We start from the raw sequence: 18,575 nt of genomic DNA, 5'->3' as shown, positions 1-18,575 counted from the left end.
ATGTATGGCTCAGCGGATCACAAACAGCGGTTGGTCAAACTCAACCGGCTGACCGTTCTCGCCAAGAATCGCCACGACCGTGCCGGCGACATCGGCCTCAATCGGGTTAAACATTTTCATTGCCTCAATGATGGCCAGGGTGTCACCTTGCTTAATCGTTTGACCAACACTCACAAACACCGGCTTATCCGGCGCCGGTGAGGTATAAAACGTGCCGACCATCGGTGCGCGCAGCACATGCCCCTGCGGAAGCGCCCCATCATCTTTAGGGATACCGCCGGTAGAAGCATCTGTGGGCGAAATCATCGGCATCGCCGGTGCCGCCGGTACATTTGCTACAGACGGTACCCACGGCATCGTTGGTGCCATTATATTCATACCGGCGTTGGAGGTACGCGCCAAACGTACACTCTCTTCGCCTTCTTTAATCTCGATCTCGGAAAGATTCGATTCTTCTAACAGGTCGATGAGTTTCTTGATTTTTCGGAGATCCATAACGGCCTCATTGGTAATACAGAATAGAAAAACAGTAAGGATACGGAGCGCTGATCGCCGACTCAGACGTCAGAACCAAGTCTGGCAATCACTCCCTCCAAAGCAATACGGTAACTGTCCACCCCAAAACCACACACCACGCCCAAGGCTTTGTCAGCCAGATAGCTGTGATGGCGGAACGGCTCACGTGTATGCGGGTTAGAAAGGTGAATTTCGACGAACGGGAGCGCTACTGCAAGCAGCGCATCACGCAATGCCACTGAGGTATGGGTAAACGCCCCAGGATTTATCAAGATAAACGCAGTGCCATCCTCCCGCGTGGCATGAATACGTTCAATCAACACATGCTCGGCATTCGATTGCAAACTACTCAGTCCGTGACCAGCAGTCGCAGCGCGTTCGGCTAAGGCCGCATCAATCTGCGGCAACGTGATACGGCCGTAGATCTCAGGTTCACGGGTACCAAGTAAATTCAAATTAGGACCATGTAACAGCAGCAAATGAGCCATGCTATTGGAATCCAAGGGCACTCGATACCCTAAAAGTCTCAAGGCGGCGAGTCTGCGCGAAGACAGTGATAGTGTCCAGATGGGCCAAGGTATGTATGTTCGAAATCTGCTGATAGATGATGCGGTGCTGCCCTCTAACGAGGCATCGCTCACTGAATCTTCGGAACAAAAGAAAGCACCGATGGTATCTATCCAACGTGAATGCTTCCTATGCCCCTCACAGTCATACTCCCTATAGTCATTGATCGATTCAGGAATCTCGCCAAAGCAAGGCAGTATTGCATGCAATTGCCGGTCTGCACCGATCGGATCAAGCATTCAAGCACCTTCGCAACACACCTGCATATCATTTGAGTGGGTGTCATGCGCAATACGCCGCTGGTCATCACTGTATTTAGCGATGGCCCTTCACCTTCTAGACAATCTTCATATAAAGCTCGGTGCTTCTAGATATTTCATCACCATCACAGATGCCAAGACCGATAAGAGACACGATACCCTTGTTCTACAATCACAGTTTTTTACCATTTATTGTTTGCGCCATCCCATGCCCACCCTTCAATCGCTCCCGGATACAGTTTCTCTTTAGTCTTCCGGTTGCCTTGGAAACGCGACAAAACATTAAGGTGTCAACGCAGCAAGCAACCCTCGTGCAGCGTTGAAACGATCGGCCGGTTCCGGCAAAGGCAACTTGAGTTTTAATTTACTTGGCCCCTCCATCGAATACAGTTTGGATTGCTTTTGGACGAGCTGGATCACAGCCATAGGATCAATGATGGGTTTGGCTCCAAATATGATACGGCCACCATTTTCCCCCAATTCCAACTTGGAAATACCCAATGCAGTGGCTTGCAACTTCAACTCAGCGATTGCAAAAAGATGTTTAGCAGTCTCTGGAAGCACACCAAAGCGGTCAATCATTTCCACATTCAACTCACGCAGCGCATTGCTGTCACGGGCCGTGGAAATCCGTTTGTAGAGTGTCAAACGGGTATGCACATCGGGCAAATAATCCTCTGGGATCAACGTGGGTATGTGCAAATCCACCTCCGCGCCACGTTCTTCCTGACCTGCATCAAGGTCTGGCAATTTACCTTGCTTGATGCTGCGCACCGCGCGCTCAAGCAACTCGGTATATAAGCTGAAACCGACCTCGGCCATCTGCCCGCTTTGATCTTCACCGAGCAACTCACCAGCGCCACGTATTTCCAGATCATGGGTCGCCAAAGTAAAGCCCGCACCCAACTCGTCCATTGACGCAATCGCCTCCAAGCGTTTCTCTGCATCCGCCGTCATGCTGCGCCGGTCAGGAACCACCAAATAAGCATAGGCGCGATGGTGAGAACGACCGACACGGCCACGCAACTGGTGCAACTGCGCCAAACCAAAGCGGTCAGCGCGGTTGATGATGATGGTGTTAGCGTTGGGAATATCAATACCGGATTCGATAATCGTCGTAGACAACAACACGTTGAAGTGCTGCTTCTGGAAATCCAGCATGACGCGCTCTAACTCGCGTTCGGGCATCTGGCCGTGGGCAATACCAATACGCGCTTCCGGCACCAGTTGGGCCAGATCACGCTGCATCCTGCCGATACTCTCCACATCGTTATGTAGAAAGTACAACTGACCACCACGCGCTAGTTCACGCTGGAAAGCCTCATGCAACAGCGCATTATCCCAAGGAGTGATAAACGTCTGCACCGCCAGCCGATTCAGCGGTGGTGTCGCAATGATCGACAAATCACGCAACCCCGCCATTGCCATATTGAGCGTGCGCGGGATGGGCGTAGCTGTCAGCGTCAACAAATGTACATTCGCACGTAACGACTTCAGCGCCTCCTTCTGACGCACCCCGAAACGCTGCTCCTCGTCGACAATGACTAAACCCAAGTCTTTAAACTTGACGTCCGGTTGCAACAACCGATGCGTGCCGACAATGACATCCATGGTGCCTTCACTGACCTTCTGCAACTCGGCCTTGATTTCTTTAGTGCTTTTGAAGCGCGAAAGCACTTCGACTCTAATCGGATAATCGGCAAAGCGATCGCGGAAATTTCGATAGTGCTGTTCGGCTAGCAACGTCGTCGGCACCAATACCGCAACCTGTTTTCCTGCACTGGCTGCAGCGAATGCAGCACGCACCGCCACCTCCGTTTTGCCAAAACCAACATCACCGCACACTACCCGGTCCATCGGCTGACTGGATTGCAGATCACGCAGCGTCGTCTCAATCGCTGCAAGCTGATCGGGAGTCTCTTCGAATGGGAAACCCGCTGCAAAAGGTTCATACATCGTACGATCAATGCGCAAAGCCAAGCCTGCACGCGCCTGACGCCGCGCCTGAATTTCCAACAACTCCGCAGCCACATCGCGTACCTTTTCTGCCGCCTTGCGCTTGGCCTTGCTCCATTGCTCGCCACCCAACGAGTGCAGCGGCGCGGTCTCCGGCGAAGCGCCTGAGTAGCGACTAATCAGATGCAATTGGGCAACCGGAACGTATAAACGGTCCCCCTTTGCATACTCGATCTCCACAAACTCACCAGGCATACCACTGACGTTCATGGTGATCAGTTTGCGGTAACGACCGACCCCGTGGTCCTCGTGCACGATAGGGGCACCCTCGGACAACTCACCCAGATCACGAATAATTGCCTCAGGCTCACGCCCAACACGCCGACTGCGGCGCACCGGATTCACCCGCTCAGGGAACAATTGACGTTCGGTAAGCACCGCAATAGGCGGCACACTGAGAGAAAACCCATCCTCCAACGGAGCCACAGTAATCGCGAACGTTGGTAAGGACCCACCCTGCGAAGCAATGACGTGAAAAGCAGCCGCATCCGCATCATTCGAACCTGACACGCCATTGCCACTATCGCGATTGGCTTCCCCCAAATCACTCACTTCGGCCGCAGAGAGAAAAAACGACCTAAAGTCAGGCAATACCTCCGGTTGCAGATCGGCGGTGGCCAACAATTCAAGCAGCACCTCACGACGACCAGGCGAGGTAGCAGCAATCAACACACGGCCAGCGTAATCAGCAAGGAAAGTTCTCAATGCCTGTCCAACGGAAACATCCTTAGTCGCCACCGGCAATGGCTGCTCATCCAATACTTCTGCTTTATCGATATGCGCATGTTCGGCAGACCAAACCTCAATGCGCGGCAAACGATTCAAGCGTTCACGCAACGCATCCGGGGACTGGTATAGCTCCTGCGGCGGTAACAACGGGCGCTCAATATCGTGGCGACGTTGCTCATAACGTTGCATCGTCTGCCCCCAGAACGCATCGGCAGCGTTAGAGACACCTGGTGCCGTTAACACCAATAAATCTGCACTCAAATAATCAAAAAGCGTCGCGGTCGCGTGTTTCCCACCACGCCCCGACTCAAAAAAAAGCGGCAAATAGTACTCGATCCCTGAGGGAGCTAACCCGGCTTTCAAATCCTGATACAACGCACTGCGCCGAGTATCCAGATCGAAACGCTCACGCAACCGCACCAAAACGCGTTCAAGCACCGCAGGATCCAACGGTACTTCGCGGCCGGGCAGCATATGAATGACATCGACCTGATTTAACGAACGCTGCGATTCGGGATCGAACGTACGGATTGAATCAATCTCCTCATCCAATAGTTCGATTCGCAGCGGTACATCCGTACCCATCGGATAAACATCAAGCAGCCCCCCGCGCACCGTAAAATCCCCGGGGTCCATCACCTGCGGCACATTGCGGTAACCCGCCCGCTCCAACCGCTGCTTCTCAGCATCCAGAATCAAGCGTTGCCCCACCTTAAAATCAAAGCTGCCACCAACGATGTAACTCAACGGTGCCAACTGCTGCATCAACGTCTGTACCGGCACGACGACAATACCGCGTGCTAATGAAGGCAACCGATGCAACGTCGCCAAACGCTGGCTGACAATATTGGGATCAGGGCTGAATTGGTCGTAAGGAAGCGTCTCCCAATCAGGGAAACCAATGACCGGCAACCCTGAGCAATGCGCCAATAGAGTCTGTAGGTCAACCTCAATCTGGTGCGCACTGTGATTGTCATGCGTGACCAACAGCAATGGTCCCCTGTGTGCCTGAGCAGCACAAGCGATATGCCAAGCAAGCGCCGTTGGAGAGACCGGAGCACGCCAAAATGCACGGAGCTGCCCGGCACGGGGCAGCAGCGGAGAGGGAAAGGAGGATGGTGACATGATTAACCGTTGATTTTAGCAGAGCCTGCCTCAGGAGTTCCCTGTTGGACAGTCACTCACCGATCAATCAACCATACAGTTTCAATGTCATACGCACCAAATCTGGGGACTCCGGATGAGACTCACGTTGGAAACCCAATGACTCGGCCAATTCCAACATTGGCCTGTTGCGCTCCAATATGTCGCCATAGAGATGATCGAGATACTTGCCACGCGCCCACTTCACCAATTTACGCAGCAACTGTCGCCCCAACCCCTGGCCACTCACGAAACTGCTGACCAAAATAATGTACTCAGCATGACGCGAATTGGGCACGATTGAGGCACGCGCCAGCGCGGCAATCATGGCCTCTCCCGGTGGCAACTGCTCGGCTGCGACCAGCACGATCTCACGCTTAGCATTGGGATTGGTCAGTTGTTGGAAGCGTTCACTTGAACCGGTCGCAGACGGTGCAAACCTCTCACGGATTTCTTGGGGCCCCATCAACGCAAATACCCCCTGCAAAGGTTCGACATCTTCAGAGCGGACAGGACGCAACAGCAAAACATGACCATTCGGCAACTTAAAGTTCTCATGCCAAGGCGGCATACGATTGCGGACAGACATCACGTTATCTTCTTTTAAATAGTGATCAGAAATAATGACCAGATTCTGGCATCACCACACTGGTCAGCGGTGAACGGGAACATATCCACATTGCAATCCTGAGCTATCGTTAAAAAGTATTATGTATTTTGCGTCACTGATTGATCTGGACAGGGAACACCTCACCTGCACGACACTACAAATGAAAAAAATCATCAATCAATCCATTTAAAGAGAGTACTTGCGCAATGTCGAATAAAGTGACCTGATGAAGCTAAGCGATACAAGCCTTTAGTAAACAGCTCAAACACAAGGGCTCCTAAACTCAACCATCATTGCATAACTGCATGGAAAGCGTATTTCACTCCCTCACCCCCTGAAAAAACATAATGCAAAAAAGTGTGCCATCGAGACAAAAAACAAGAAATGCAACAAAAATCACAAAAAAATATCGCCTATTCTTAGGGCGATATTTTTCAAACACATACTTTAGCCTGCACGCAGGCCATCACATCGACTAGGCCTTTTAACCTGACAACAGTAACGCAAATGCATCATCGCTAAGCACCAGACATCCACTTGAAACAACCCAAAACACCTCACCACAACAGCGGCACTCACTGCGGCACCTTGAGCCACTCCAACCGAGTACGTGCGCCAGATTCGCCAAGTTGGGTTTTCAACACTGGCAATGCAGGAGCCAAAAGCTGATCGAATTGCCAGGGCACATTAAGCAATAACATGCCACTGCCATTCAAACGTAGCGGCGAATCATCAAGCCGCACCAGCAACTCAGCGATCAACACCGAGCGTACCGGCAATCCCACCGCCTTCCTGAAGAACGGCTGCAAACGCCGCCGTTGCTTGATGGGGTACCACACTGCGCAGATCGCTTGCGGCCAGCGCGTCAACGTCTCGCGCAGCGCACCCAAGACCAATGGATACTCCGCATCCTGTGCCTCGTAGGGCGGATCGATAAATACCAAGCCACGCCCAATCCTCTGTGTCCCCACCTTGGGAGGTAAAAACGCACGCACCGCTGCATAACCATCCCCCGCATGCACACGCACCCTGGGATCATGTACGAACAATGCGTTCAGTGCCGCAGCCTCCTTGGGATGCAACTCACAAAACACCATCCGATCTTGTGCACGGCACACCTGCGCAGCCAGTAGGGATGAACCAGGATAACGGCTGATATGCATGGGAGTGCTTGCAGCCCGTGTCTGTGAAACATTGTCCGCCTGCACTACATCCACATAGCGCTTAATCACCTCCAAACGCTGCGGACGGGCTATCAATCGCATCACTCCAGACTCAGCCTCCCTGGTATTGCGACTCTCCCCGGCAGAAAGCAGGTAACGTCCGCGACCGGCATGAGAATCCAGCACAAAGAACGGCGTCTCCTTTCGCACTAGACCATCCAGCAACGCGAGCAAAACAATATGTTTGAGAACATCGGCATGGTTACCCGCGTGGAAGGCGTGACTGTAGTTCATCCGAACAGTGTACGGACTACGCCAGGTGAACGGCTATATACGCCTCCTAACCTGCGCCTCCTGCGTGACCGGAACCAATCTTGTTCCCCTTCCACCTAGACATCCCTCTCAAAACGACAGAAGAGCAACACCCCTGCGCCCCCTGGATGAGATGTACCCTGAACTTCTCAACAACCACCGTGTCACAGGTATCTGAATGCCAAGGCAGCAATGACCGTGGGCGGCACAGCAGCCAACAACAATCCCAGTGGATGCACAGACGCCCCCTTAAAGTGCACGCGCAAAATCGCAATCCCCGCCGGATTGGGTGCATTCGCCATAATCGTTAACCCACCCCCTGTGACCGCACCGGCAACCAACGCGTACTTGAACTCATCGGAAAGCCCTGCGACCAAAGAACCCAGATACGTCAGCGCTGCATTGTCTGTAAACGCCGTGAGTATTGCCGCACCGAAAAACACTTGATCACTCGTCATGCCGAGCAACACCGGTTGTAACCACCACTGTTGCTGTCCACCCAATATCACCAGTCCTGCCAAGAACAATGCAACCAAAAGCCCCTCACGCAGAATCAAACGATCCTGGTAACCCTGATACGCGTGAGCCACACCCAGAAAGAACAAAAACAACCCGATGAACACCACCGGATAATGGGCAAACCAAACAATGCCAATGAGCAACAAAAGATGGATCACCCGCAAGATAACCGGCACCGCCTCACCTGCAGCATTGTCTTGTGTCTCGGGAAGGTGCCGCAATACGTTGCGCAATAACAACGTTGCCCCCAAAGCGTTGCTAAAGATCGCCAGCACTGCTTTCCACCCGAACGTTTGCAGCATAAAACTGTTGTCCCATTGCCATTTGGCGGCAACCATCAACACCGGCGGTGCCCCGAACGCTGTTAAGGTGCCACCAATAGAAATATTCACCAACAGTACCCCGAGCGTGGCGTACTTCAGATAGGGCGGAATCTTATTCGCAAAGACACCCTGCGAAAGCATCAGTGCAGCAAGCGTCATCGCTGCCGGTTCCGTGATGAACGACCCAAGCAACGGTATGAAGGTCAGCACGGTGAAATAAAACCCCATCCTGCCTGGCAGCGGCACCCACCGCGCCAACAGATGCACCCCAGCCAACACGGTATGCAAAATCGGGCGAGTACCCGCAACAACCATGATCGCAAACACAAACATTGGCTCAGTAAAGTTGCGCGAATCTATATATTGAATCGCTGCCTGCGCCCCATCCGTGACACACATCGCCACAACCAACACCAACGCCCAGAAACCAAACACCACCTCAACTTCACCGAGCAAATGCCACAACCCAGCATGTGTCGGATGGGTATGGCTCAAACGCTCAAAGAACTTCGTCGCAAACGTGTGCAAAATGGCGACGGCGAATAGAAGAGCGCCGATCAATTGAATAGCCGTCAGTGTCATCACTACTCCTTACATTGTCACAGCACATCATCAGCGAACCAAACAATTGCATATTCCGCCATTGGCAACAGTCCTAAGCCATCAAGAAAAAACGATCGTGCGTTGCCGCTCTCAAACAGACAAATCGCTAACGCAACTCTATTACTGCAATCCACCTGCCCAATGAGTTCAATGACGGCGCCTCTCTTTGCAACATTGACTGCAACAACACACAGGGGCCACACCGTTGCATAGAACTGGGCGTAACGTTGCCATGATCAATCCCAACACCGCTGCACGTAAAACAGCATGTGTCATCACTCACCAGCAGCGGTCAATCCAAAGCTTGCCATCAATACAGCGGAATCCAGCACAGCCCACAGTACAGTAGTGGGACAACAACCAGTCACCGCTGTACCAGAGCACATCAGCACCCAAACAGTGTTCCGTCGATGTCTTGCAGCAACACACCATGTTGTTCTAAAGGAACTAAACGAGCGGACGTTCTTAAATACCTGGCTCCAAAACATTACAAAGATTCTGATCACCGCAAGGTGTGAAAACACGCACGGCAATAAACAAACCACCCTTTCCCAGAATTCAAACGGGAAAATCAAGAACTATCAGCGGACCTACTACAGTGATAAACGTGCTGAAAAATAATATGGCATGTATTGAACACAAATCGAACACAGATCAACGAGTATTTTGACCTGGCTCAACGAGATTTCTCGATCCGATACGTTGCAAAGATACGTTGCAAAACCACCCTATGTGACCTTAAATTTCCTGGAAAACATCACGATGACAGTTGGACCTCACCTCCTCACAACTGCGTCTACTTGAAGTATCCTGAGCAGCTCAGGATACTTCCTGCAACGGATAGAAACCAAGCCTAGACAGAGAACAACATAAATCCTGCTTTGATCGACAACCCGCTACGATGCACCACATGCGGCGATACGACCGCGAGGAGATAAGGAGTTAAATGTGAGTTTTATCCGCGAATTTAAAGAATTTGTAATGCGTGGCAACGTCATTGACCTCGCCGTAGCAGTGGTGATTGGTGCAGCATTCGGAAAAATCGTTACCGCACTGGTTGATAAAATTATTTCACCACTCATCGGTGTGATGGTCGGAGGGATCGACTTCTCCAAGCTCTCCCTCACCTTGAAAGCTGCGACAGTGGATACAGCAGGGAAGGAGGTGCCAGCCGTCGTGATTGGCTACGGTGACTTCATCAACACGATCCTACAATTCATCATCATTGCTTTCGCAATTTTCATCATCGTCAAAATGATTAATAAGGTGATTAACAAGCAACCCTTACCACCAGAAACACCTAGCGAAGATGTGCTACTACTACGCGAGATTCGCGATTCGCTGAAAAAATAATTCTGCTGGCATACGAAAAAACATCGCTTCTGCTGCCGTAGTGTCGCAAAGCCACGCAATCCGTAAAACGTATGAATCGCTGTAAAAAATAATGTTCTGTACAGAACACATGCACTCCAGGCACCCTCAGGTACCTGGAGTGCTATTGCGTCTCTTCTGATACCGCCTGCCATAACCGCTATTAACACACGATTGATGCTGTCGGGTACTTGCACAGCCACATCTTCGCGGATTACACCTTTGCCACTGCAACGCAATCGGACACATCAGCACATTACTGATGCCATTGACTGGAAGCATACGGCAGCACAGCGCAAGGCAATCAGCCCGCATTTCATCGTTACTTAGCAGACATCCACTCAATAAGCCAAGTACGAAACACGCTGCACCCAAACCCCATCTATGTATTTAACACTCGCTCACCGGCACCACGGTGAATGTCATGCCCTGAAGATGGCTCTCATCCTGTCAACGCTTGGCAGTCCCACATGCGGACAAGGAGATTCCGGATCAGGATGCGGGAGCGATCACCACGCACGCAGTGACCTGCCCTTGGTTCATTGAGAAAGAGAGCAATCACTTTTGATGTGTTCGCCAATCCAGCAATAACGCCTTAAACAGCGTAAATCGCAATATGCTGACATCGCACCTTGATTGCAATTGCATACCTCATGTGCGACGCACCACGTAGTCGTCACTGAGTGGAACTTTTGCCGCAAAATCAAATGAACGATGTTGCCAACAATACAAAACCACGACATTGATAGACACGCCTACCGATAATGGCGCTTCACCAGACACCCTCCATGATGTAGCGCGCCGATGTCTGACTCTAATACGACTTGATGCAGGCACCTACTGTTCCGGAAAACAGAACCACATCTCAGCCTTGATGCACCTTCACCACAGCCTGGGCCACGTATTCCAATTTGTGCTGACTCAACGCAGCCACACAGATACGTCCACTACTGACCGCATAAATCCCGAACTCGTCGCGTAAACGATCCACCTGGATCTTGCTCAACCCCGAATACGAAAACATGCCTGCTTGACGTTGTATGAAATCAAACTCCGGCGCACCCAGCGCCTTCAATCGAGCAACCAAACCCGCACGCAACCCGTGGATACGTTCACGCATCTGAGTTAACTCCTGCTCCCACAGCGTGCGTAATTCATGACTGTTCAGCACACCCGCGACCAAGTAGGCACCGTGTGCCGGCGGACTGGAATAAATCGTACGGATGATACGCTTTACTTGTGACTGGATTGCTTGGGCTTGCTCAGTATTGGAAGCAACGATCGACAGCCCTCCAACACGCTCGCCATACAACGAGAACGATTTGGAGTACGAGTTGGCAACTACATAGTTACTAATACCTTCTTCGGCAAGCAAACGTATGGCATAAGCATCCGCATCAATGCCCTGATTGAATCCTTGGTAAGCCAGATCGATACATGGCAGCAATTGACGTTCCTGGAACAAGGCAACAAGCTGCTTCCACTGATCCCTGCTGAGATCGGCACCCGTTGGGTTATGACAGCAACCATGAAGTAATACCACGGTCTTTGGTTGCAGCTTCGCCAAGTCCGCCACCATTCCAGTAAAGTCCACCGCGTGGCCGAGCGTATCGAAATAGGTATAGTCCTCAATCTTGAAGCCAGCAGCGGTGAACAAAGCACGGTGGTTCTCCCAGCTTGGACGGCTAATGGCCACAGTGGCATGCGGTAGCACCTGCTTCAGTACCTCAGCAGCCACCCGCAATGCACCAGAACCTCCAACAGTCTGTGAAGTCGCCACACGGCCAGCCGTCAACAAGAGGGAGTCAACTCCAAACAACAATTGTTGTGTGGCTTTGATATAGGCTGGCAAACCATCAATCGGCAGATAACCGCGCGGTTTCGGATGCTTCGCAAGTTGCTCTTCAACCTGCTGGACAGCCCGCAACAGCGGGATACAACCGCTCTCGTCACAATAAATACCAATACCCAAATTGACCTTGTTGGTACGCGTATCGGCGTTATAAGCATCGTTGAGGCTCAGAATGGGATCACCCGGAACCAATTCCACATCTGTAAATAAGGGCACGGTGGGTACTCACTGAAAACGAAGGAGAAAATACTTAGGCCCCCGCACAGTTACGCAGTACGCCCAAACGGTTGCATCGTAACAAGGCAGCAAGGCTAATTTCTATCTAACAAACATCACCCAAGGCCCGCCCAGCCTCAAGTTTGAATTCTTTAACAGGCATAAAAATACATAAAAACCGCATCAATACTGTGGCTTGCCCTTGGTCACACGCCAAAGTAGACAGTACCCACATAAATCATTTGGAGACGCTCAATTTGCCCACGACACTACTCAGCATGAATACTCGGATCTTCCCACTCACGACGCAAGAGACATTCTAAAAAACTGAGATCCTCCAAGAATGCAGTGACTCCTGTTAAATCGGCACATAATATTTAACTGCAATCGCTCATTCCACGATACATTGGCACCACTGACATCACCTTATTGGCAAGTAGAATCAATGCACGCAGTCACGGAACATCATCGACAGCTGACGACACAGATCATTTTCGACCCGAAGTAAAAACATAATGTAATCACACGGCCACTGCACTAGCATCATTCTTAAATAGCATGATCTGGAGTACGGGGGTTCAAAATGTTTTTAAAGTTCCGTAATCAGGTGGTTATCAATTGATGATTCTGCTGATTATTGCTGCGCATAGACACCAGCATTCGAATACTAGTTTTTTGCATAGTGATGACTGAATCGATCGAATTTTTATTCAATGCTGCGAGTAATACATTCCGTCATTGAATGGTGACTTCCAGTGATTGTGGAGCACCTGTTTTCGGATCAACAAAAATGATTTTTCAGATGTAATGATTTCATTTTCGATCAGAATCGAAAGCAGTAACACTCACAACGTGATGCTACAACAGGAATATCTAAAGCAATAAAAAATGCTGTTCAATCACACTGATCACGTATTTATTTATTGCTACACTCGGCCACATTTTTAAATAGACGCAACAGGAAAGCATACGGATGCAGCACCATAGCCACCGATTCAAAATACCCTTCTAAATGCAGTTGAACGTTAATAACGACAATTGACAGATAGCCTGGTTCCACACCAACAGCAACCGGGCACGATCGGTTTTATGATGCAGAGAAACATTTCACATTGGATCGACCATGATGAATCACACGCCGTTATTACTGGGGATCCGCGAGCGGTTGATCTTCGCACTAGACGTACCCAGTCGAACGCAAGCATTGGAATGGATCGACCAATTGGGTGATGCCATCTCCTTCTATAAGATCGGCATGGAATTGTTGGCTTCCGGCGAATATTTCCAGGTACTCGACGACTTGGCTTCGCGTGGCAAACGTGTCTTCGTCGACCTAAAATTCTTCGACATCCCCGCTACAGTCGCAGGAGTCATCCGTCGTCTTTCGCAGTGGCCCATCAGCTATTGCACAATCCATGGCTGGCACGCGCCCATGATGCAAGCGGCGACCGAAGCCAATACGAGCAACATGCATTTACTGGCAGTTACCGTGCTGACATCGATGACACGTGAAGATTTAGCGAAGATGGGTATCAACCGCGAACCCGTTGATGTCGTGGTTGAACGTGCATTAGCCGCCCACATGGCGGGGATGAGCGGTGTGATTGCTTCTGGACAGGAAGCAGCAGCAATCCGCCACGCCATCGGCTCTGGTTTCTCAATCGTTTGCCCAGGCATTCGCACAAACCATGTGCCTCACAATGACCAACAACGCACGATAGGCATCAAGGCTGCTTTTGCCAACGGTGCAGATGCGATTGTGGTGGGACGCCCAATCCGAATGGCGCAGGATCCGCAAGCGGCAGCAGAGGCTATGCAAACAGAAATCATGACGGCACTCACTGAGCCATCAACATAAAATCTGACGCCATGTCCTACGCAAACGTGTTGCCATACAGGCCTACGGTCTTAAAGAAGCAACACGTTCACCACATGATGTTAGCAATCGCTTTTGTTCAATCACAGCACTGCACAACCGTGTACATACCTACTGCGTACTAAACTTCAATCCGCGCTTTGATGCCAATCTTCGGGGAAATCACATTGGTTGATGATGAAAGCCGTTGATTAGAACAACGAACCCGCGCCTCTTACTTCTAGATGGATTGCTATTGCGGGGGAGGATGCGATCCTCATTGTCCGAGGACGTTTCTTCGGTAGCGAGATCGCGATTTTGGATGGCACTGGAACCAGCACACCGTGTGCTTCTTGGTTATCCCCGGTGCGCGCTCCCGCGCTTCCTCAATGCTGGATGTATACAGCCCAAGCACTCCAAACATCAGATCACCTCACCAACAACCGTCAACACGCGGGGTGCGCTCCCCAGTGTTTGAAAGTGTGAGCCTGCCACAGTGATCCCCAGCCTGTGCTCCCAGGGGATCTGCTGTCAGCATGAACGTGCTTGCCTGCGCAGTTACAGTGAAACGGTAAAAGTTATCAAGATTGGCGCTGGGATCGCATGTTGGCGCGGATGTTTCCACCCCAAGGTACGTCATATGGGTTGTGTAATAACGCTCTATAAATTGTGCTTGTTGTTGTAAGCAGGCTTGAGCCGCTGAGCGACGGGTTCTGAGAATGCTCCCTTGGTAGCTGGTCATAGCAACCGCTGCCAAGATAGCCACGATCACCACCACAATCATCACTTCTATCAAAGTGAAGCCGTTTTGTTTTTTGTTTTTAATCATGGAAGTTACATCATTCACGAACATCGTTACTCAGTCCTCAAGATTTCACGCCATGACACACGGTTTATATTAAGGCCTCCGCTGGAGGGCGTCTTCAACGACGTAACCGTACCGTCATCCGCTCCTATTTGCATGATATTGCCGGTAAATACCGGGCTATTCGGCGCACTGCTCACACCCACACCAGACACTGGATTACCATTCAACGCACCACCACTGCCACCACCAGTGTTGAGATCAAAAAACCATTGACCCAACCGGCCACCAGTGAATGGGTTGATCGCCATGACAAACCCACTGCCGCTGAGCTTGCAAATGTCGCTGTTATCCGGAATACGAGTGGTCCCGATCAACGCCGCTCCACGGAACATGTTGGACACAATCATCCGTTCTCCCTGCTTACCGGATTTCGGCGAAATCAGATCCATATACCAGCCATCAGTACCTATATTCTTAGGATCAGAAACCGTACGCACGGCATACCCATTAACTACACCCTCATCAACAATCTGTACCTGGCTCAGCCTAGTACGCCCAGGAATCGTCGTTCCCTGGTCAATCAGGCCATACCAGCTCTGTACCTCCTTGTTATCCATATCATGCGAAGACAACGCACGCCCTGTCCCAAAGAAAATCCACATCCGCCCCGTGGAGCGCTCAATGGCCCCCAGCGGAGTTGCGCTGATCGGCTGCGCCTTCCCTTGATACGTGGCAGTGAACAGCGGGGCCACCTTCCAAGCGTTATCGCTAAAAGTAAAGCGCCACAACGTGCCCAGCAGGTCCCCGGCATACACGCGATCCGTAATGCCGTTGCTCTGGCTGGACCAGGGAAATACACCAGACAGTCCATTGTTTGAGGTCTTGCTAACGGGCACTTGGGCTGCATGACCGGTCAACAGATTCATCACGATCAGTTGCGCGTTATCCGCAGTGCTGTTGGGACCATTGCCAAGCAATACCGACCAGGTGCCATCGGAGGTCTGCGCAATCATCGGTTTGCTCAAGGTATTCCCCAAGCCGCCAATATCCGCGGACGTTTTGTCCCACAGCAAACGAATATTGGAAGGGTCGGTCACATCCAAGGCAAACAGACCTTTGCCGCCTCGACCCAACGTCCCCACCAGCACCGAACGCCACCCCAACTTGGTATCGTAAATATCAGCGGCGGTCAGTTCACCATCCACGTAGTACTGGTGTCCGTAGTTCTGATCGGTGTACTCCAGCAATTTGGGCATGGCCGCACGAGGCACAAATGCAAATATTTCTTTACCGGTATTGGCATCAAAGGCATGCAACATGCCGTCATTGGCACCCACGTAAACCACCGGCACCCGGTTGGCCTGCTGGGCGGCGAACGCGGCATAGGCGCTGGCCCCAGTGAAGTTCGCAGTTGTGTACAGCCGTCCATTGGGGGCACCAACATAGAGCGGTTGGGAGTTGACAATATCTCCCATGATGCCGCTGCGGATGCGGAGTTTGCCGGGCACATTGCCTTCCTGGCTGCGATCACCACGCAGGTAATTAATCTGCTGCGCACTCGCCGATGCCAGCGCGGTTTGGCCTAGATTTTTTTTGGTGAAGTCTTGCAGTGTGGTGGCATTGGCAAACTTGATAACACGCTGTTCCCATGCCGGGAAGTTGGCGTTCCAAAATGGGGTGAGCGCGCCGGTCACTTTATCTACGTGATAGGCGATCAGATCACCACGCCAGGTGCCACTGAAAAATTGTGCCTGGTAGGTAACCGCACCAGTTTCAAGTCTAGCGCTGTTGCTAGACAGTCCCGTCCCTGCCCCCTTGATCTCGGCAACGATGCGCGAGAAAGCATGCTTGAGGCTGGCTACCATCTTTTCCGCGTCGGCGGCAACGTAGAAATTGTCCGCCCGCTTGGCATTGGCCTTAAGATCGTTATTGACGTACTCGCCGTTGGTCCACCAAGTCGCCTCAGACAGGGGGTTAACTGTCTTATCCGGATCGTAACCGGCAGGCACTTGAAATCCGCCATATTTCGCGGCCAACCAGTATTGGTTGGTTGATATTGGAATTTTGTAATCTCCCGCTTCCACCACATCCACCCAATGTGTTGTGAGCAGCTGATCCCCTTCAAGATCAGGACGCATGTCCTTGGTATGGGCATCGTAGGCCAGAGCGGCAATGTAGGCTGAGTTGTATCTGTGAAAATTGAATTTAGGTGCCACAGCCGAGGTCATGGCATCCTGCTGTCTCATGCCTTCCATCCGGAAGATCTGCGCCATGCGCTTGACCACGTCAATGCTTCTGTCATTTCTGACCGTTTGGGGTTTGGAAGGCTCTTCCATTGTGTTGGTATTCCCAGGCAGATTCTTATCCTGATTGGTGTGGGTATCTCCAATACCCAACACAACATTGCTCTGGCAGGCATAACGAATCGGGTCATCCCAATCGGTAATCACCGGAAACGCATCGGCCTGCTGGTACTTTTCATTCACAGAACCCGTCAATACCGAATATTCCGGGACATTGCCCAGGCGTTTAAAATAACGGTATGCCGTGTAGTAAAGCTCACTGACAGGATCGTAAATCTTTGAAATCCTACCCGTGTCCATTTGACCGGACTTGTTCAAATAGTTGATGACGCCGGAATTAGCAATGGTACGGCCCACACGCCGGGTGGTCGCCGCAGCATCCTCAGGATCAGGGTTGTCATAGAGAATGCCGGTTTGCGGATCCCATTCGGCATGGGAATTAGTTTTCTTCCCTTGCTCCGGATAGTGGGTTTGGGGTCCAACAAACTTCTGGCGGGCACGCAGGACACCACCATCAATCAAGTAGCTGTGGTCATTTTTATAGCCAAAGACGCTGTACCGAATGCGCTTGGAATATTCCTGGATCAGCCCCTCGGGTTTGTAGGAGCCTCTGGGATAGGCGACACAATTAGACTCCAGGCCCGCAGATGGATCACACACTTTGACTCGGACGCTCACTTCATAAACGCCTCTATCATTTCTGTTTAATGGATGCCTGGAAGAATCGTAAGGTTGGCCCTCTGTGTTTAAAGGATCTGTCCATAAACTGGAAAACTGAGTAAACCGCATTCTGTTGCCGAGACCATCAATACGGATACGGAAGTTGTTCCACTGCGTAGGCACTAAAGTAGCCAGCACATTGCGGCCTGCGACATTACGACGCGGGAAATTTTCCTGAGAATCACGATCCATCACTGCTTTTTCCAAGATGGTCTCGCTGACGGTGTCGCGCACACGATAGCCACCAGTCAATGCGGAGCGAAATGGATCAATCGTCTGGGTGGCGGCCCAATTCAGAAAATTCCCAGCCCACACCCCGCCTGTAGTATTGCAACCGTAATTGGCTTGAGGCCTTGGAGAAGCAACGGGATAGAAGTAACGATCCAGCTCCCGAGAGCTGTAGTGGTATTTGTAGCACTTGTTGGAATCGAAGTAGCCGACATACCTCACCCCTGGGGTGTAGGTGTCGGCCAGATTAGCCACGCTGATCAAAGTGGGAAATTCGACAGACGCAAGAATGGCAAGGTTACCAGGCACATCCTTTCCGCCATGCAATGGGGACGAAGAGATATCCACACTCGCATGTACCACACCGCTGATACCTACGAGCGTGCCGATCAATATCGCAGCCGCTCGATTCAAGGCCGGATTAAACACTGTTTTTTTCATTTCGATATCTTGAAGAAATC

Annotated in this window: 11 protein-coding genes; 2 read left to right on the top strand and 9 right to left on the bottom strand. The window is 51.3% G+C overall.

The window, feature by feature from the left end:
- Positions 1-9: 9 nt before the first annotated feature.
- The 6 genes from accB to F7G16_RS00150 all read right to left on the bottom strand — a co-directional run bounded on the left by accB (position 10) and on the right by F7G16_RS00150 (position 8,740).
- The gene (gene accB, locus F7G16_RS00175; protein ID WP_004087117.1) at positions 10-495 is read right to left on the bottom strand and encodes an acetyl-CoA carboxylase biotin carboxyl carrier protein; all 486 of its coding nucleotides are present in this window, start codon (positions 493-495) and stop codon (positions 10-12) included.
- A gap of 62 nt (positions 496-557) precedes the next feature.
- On the bottom strand, positions 558-1,004 hold the full coding sequence (gene aroQ, locus F7G16_RS00170) for a type II 3-dehydroquinate dehydratase (RefSeq protein WP_004087115.1): 447 nt from the start codon (positions 1,002-1,004) through the stop codon (positions 558-560).
- 621 nt (positions 1,005-1,625) lie between these two features.
- On the bottom strand, positions 1,626-4,853 hold the full coding sequence (mfd, locus tag F7G16_RS00165; RefSeq protein WP_394326514.1) for a transcription-repair coupling factor: 3,228 nt from the start codon (positions 4,851-4,853) through the stop codon (positions 1,626-1,628).
- A 427-nt stretch (positions 4,854-5,280) separates the two neighbouring features.
- Entirely contained in the window at positions 5,281-5,820 is a 540-nt protein-coding gene (locus F7G16_RS00160; RefSeq protein ID WP_004087110.1) for a GNAT family N-acetyltransferase, read from the bottom strand.
- A gap of 596 nt (positions 5,821-6,416) precedes the next feature.
- Positions 6,417-7,298, bottom strand: coding sequence for a 23S rRNA (adenine(2030)-N(6))-methyltransferase RlmJ (locus F7G16_RS00155; RefSeq protein ID WP_004087108.1), 882 nt, complete (start codon positions 7,296-7,298; stop codon positions 6,417-6,419).
- A gap of 182 nt (positions 7,299-7,480) precedes the next feature.
- Positions 7,481-8,740 carry a putative Na+/H+ antiporter gene (locus F7G16_RS00150; protein ID WP_004087107.1) on the bottom strand — a complete coding sequence of 420 codons (1,260 nt, stop codon included), beginning with the start codon at positions 8,738-8,740 and terminating at the stop codon, positions 7,481-7,483.
- Between the two features lie 969 nt (positions 8,741-9,709).
- Between F7G16_RS00150 and mscL the strand changes: the two genes are divergently transcribed.
- Positions 9,710-10,114 carry a large-conductance mechanosensitive channel protein MscL gene (gene mscL / locus F7G16_RS00135; RefSeq protein ID WP_011097480.1) on the top strand — a complete coding sequence of 135 codons (405 nt, stop codon included), beginning with the start codon at positions 9,710-9,712 and terminating at the stop codon, positions 10,112-10,114.
- Positions 10,115-10,997: 883 nt separating this feature from the next.
- On the opposite strand, the gene F7G16_RS00130 is transcribed toward mscL, so the two are convergent.
- Entirely contained in the window at positions 10,998-12,200 is a 1,203-nt protein-coding gene (locus F7G16_RS00130; protein ID WP_004085070.1) for an amino acid aminotransferase, read from the bottom strand.
- A 1,123-nt stretch (positions 12,201-13,323) separates the two neighbouring features.
- Between F7G16_RS00130 and pyrF the strand changes: the two genes are divergently transcribed.
- Complete coding sequence (gene pyrF, locus F7G16_RS00125; RefSeq protein ID WP_011097479.1) at positions 13,324-14,058, top strand: orotidine-5'-phosphate decarboxylase; 735 nt, start codon at positions 13,324-13,326, stop codon at positions 14,056-14,058.
- Positions 14,059-14,488: 430 nt separating this feature from the next.
- On the opposite strand, the gene F7G16_RS00120 is transcribed toward pyrF, so the two are convergent.
- Positions 14,489-14,908, bottom strand: coding sequence for a type IV pilin protein (locus tag F7G16_RS00120; RefSeq protein WP_004087096.1), 420 nt, complete (start codon positions 14,906-14,908; stop codon positions 14,489-14,491).
- Positions 14,909-14,910: 2 nt separating this feature from the next.
- Positions 14,911-18,555 (bottom strand): pilus assembly protein, encoded by a 3,645-nt coding sequence (locus F7G16_RS00115; protein WP_011097477.1) that lies wholly within the window; start codon positions 18,553-18,555, stop codon positions 14,911-14,913.
- Positions 18,556-18,575 lie beyond the last annotated feature (20 nt).

The sequence above is a fragment of the Xylella fastidiosa genome, from assembly GCF_011801475.1.
Lineage (GTDB): Bacteria > Pseudomonadota > Gammaproteobacteria > Xanthomonadales > Xanthomonadaceae > Xylella > Xylella fastidiosa.
This window is presented reverse-complemented; position numbering and strand designations above follow the sequence as displayed.

Coding starts and splice junctions, on each gene's coding strand:
- F7G16_RS00120 (WP_004087096.1), bottom strand. CDS start 14,908: ATGTTCGTGAATGATGTAACTTCCATGATTAAAAACAAAAAACAAAAC.
- mfd (WP_394326514.1), bottom strand. CDS start 4,853: ATGCAGCAGTTGGCACCGTTGAGTTACATCGTTGGTGGCAGCTTTGAT.
- aroQ (WP_004087115.1), bottom strand. CDS start 1,004: ATGGCTCATTTGCTGCTGTTACATGGTCCTAATTTGAATTTACTTGGT.
- F7G16_RS00160 (WP_004087110.1), bottom strand. CDS start 5,820: ATGTCTGTCCGCAATCGTATGCCGCCTTGGCATGAGAACTTTAAGTTG.
- F7G16_RS00150 (WP_004087107.1), bottom strand. CDS start 8,740: ATGACACTGACGGCTATTCAATTGATCGGCGCTCTTCTATTCGCCGTC.
- accB (WP_004087117.1), bottom strand. CDS start 495: ATGGATCTCCGAAAAATCAAGAAACTCATCGACCTGTTAGAAGAATCG.
- F7G16_RS00155 (WP_004087108.1), bottom strand. CDS start 7,298: ATGAACTACAGTCACGCCTTCCACGCGGGTAACCATGCCGATGTTCTC.
- F7G16_RS00115 (WP_011097477.1), bottom strand. CDS start 18,555: ATGAAAAAAACAGTGTTTAATCCGGCCTTGAATCGAGCGGCTGCGATA.
- pyrF (WP_011097479.1), top strand. CDS start 13,324: ATGATGAATCACACGCCGTTATTACTGGGGATCCGCGAGCGGTTGATC.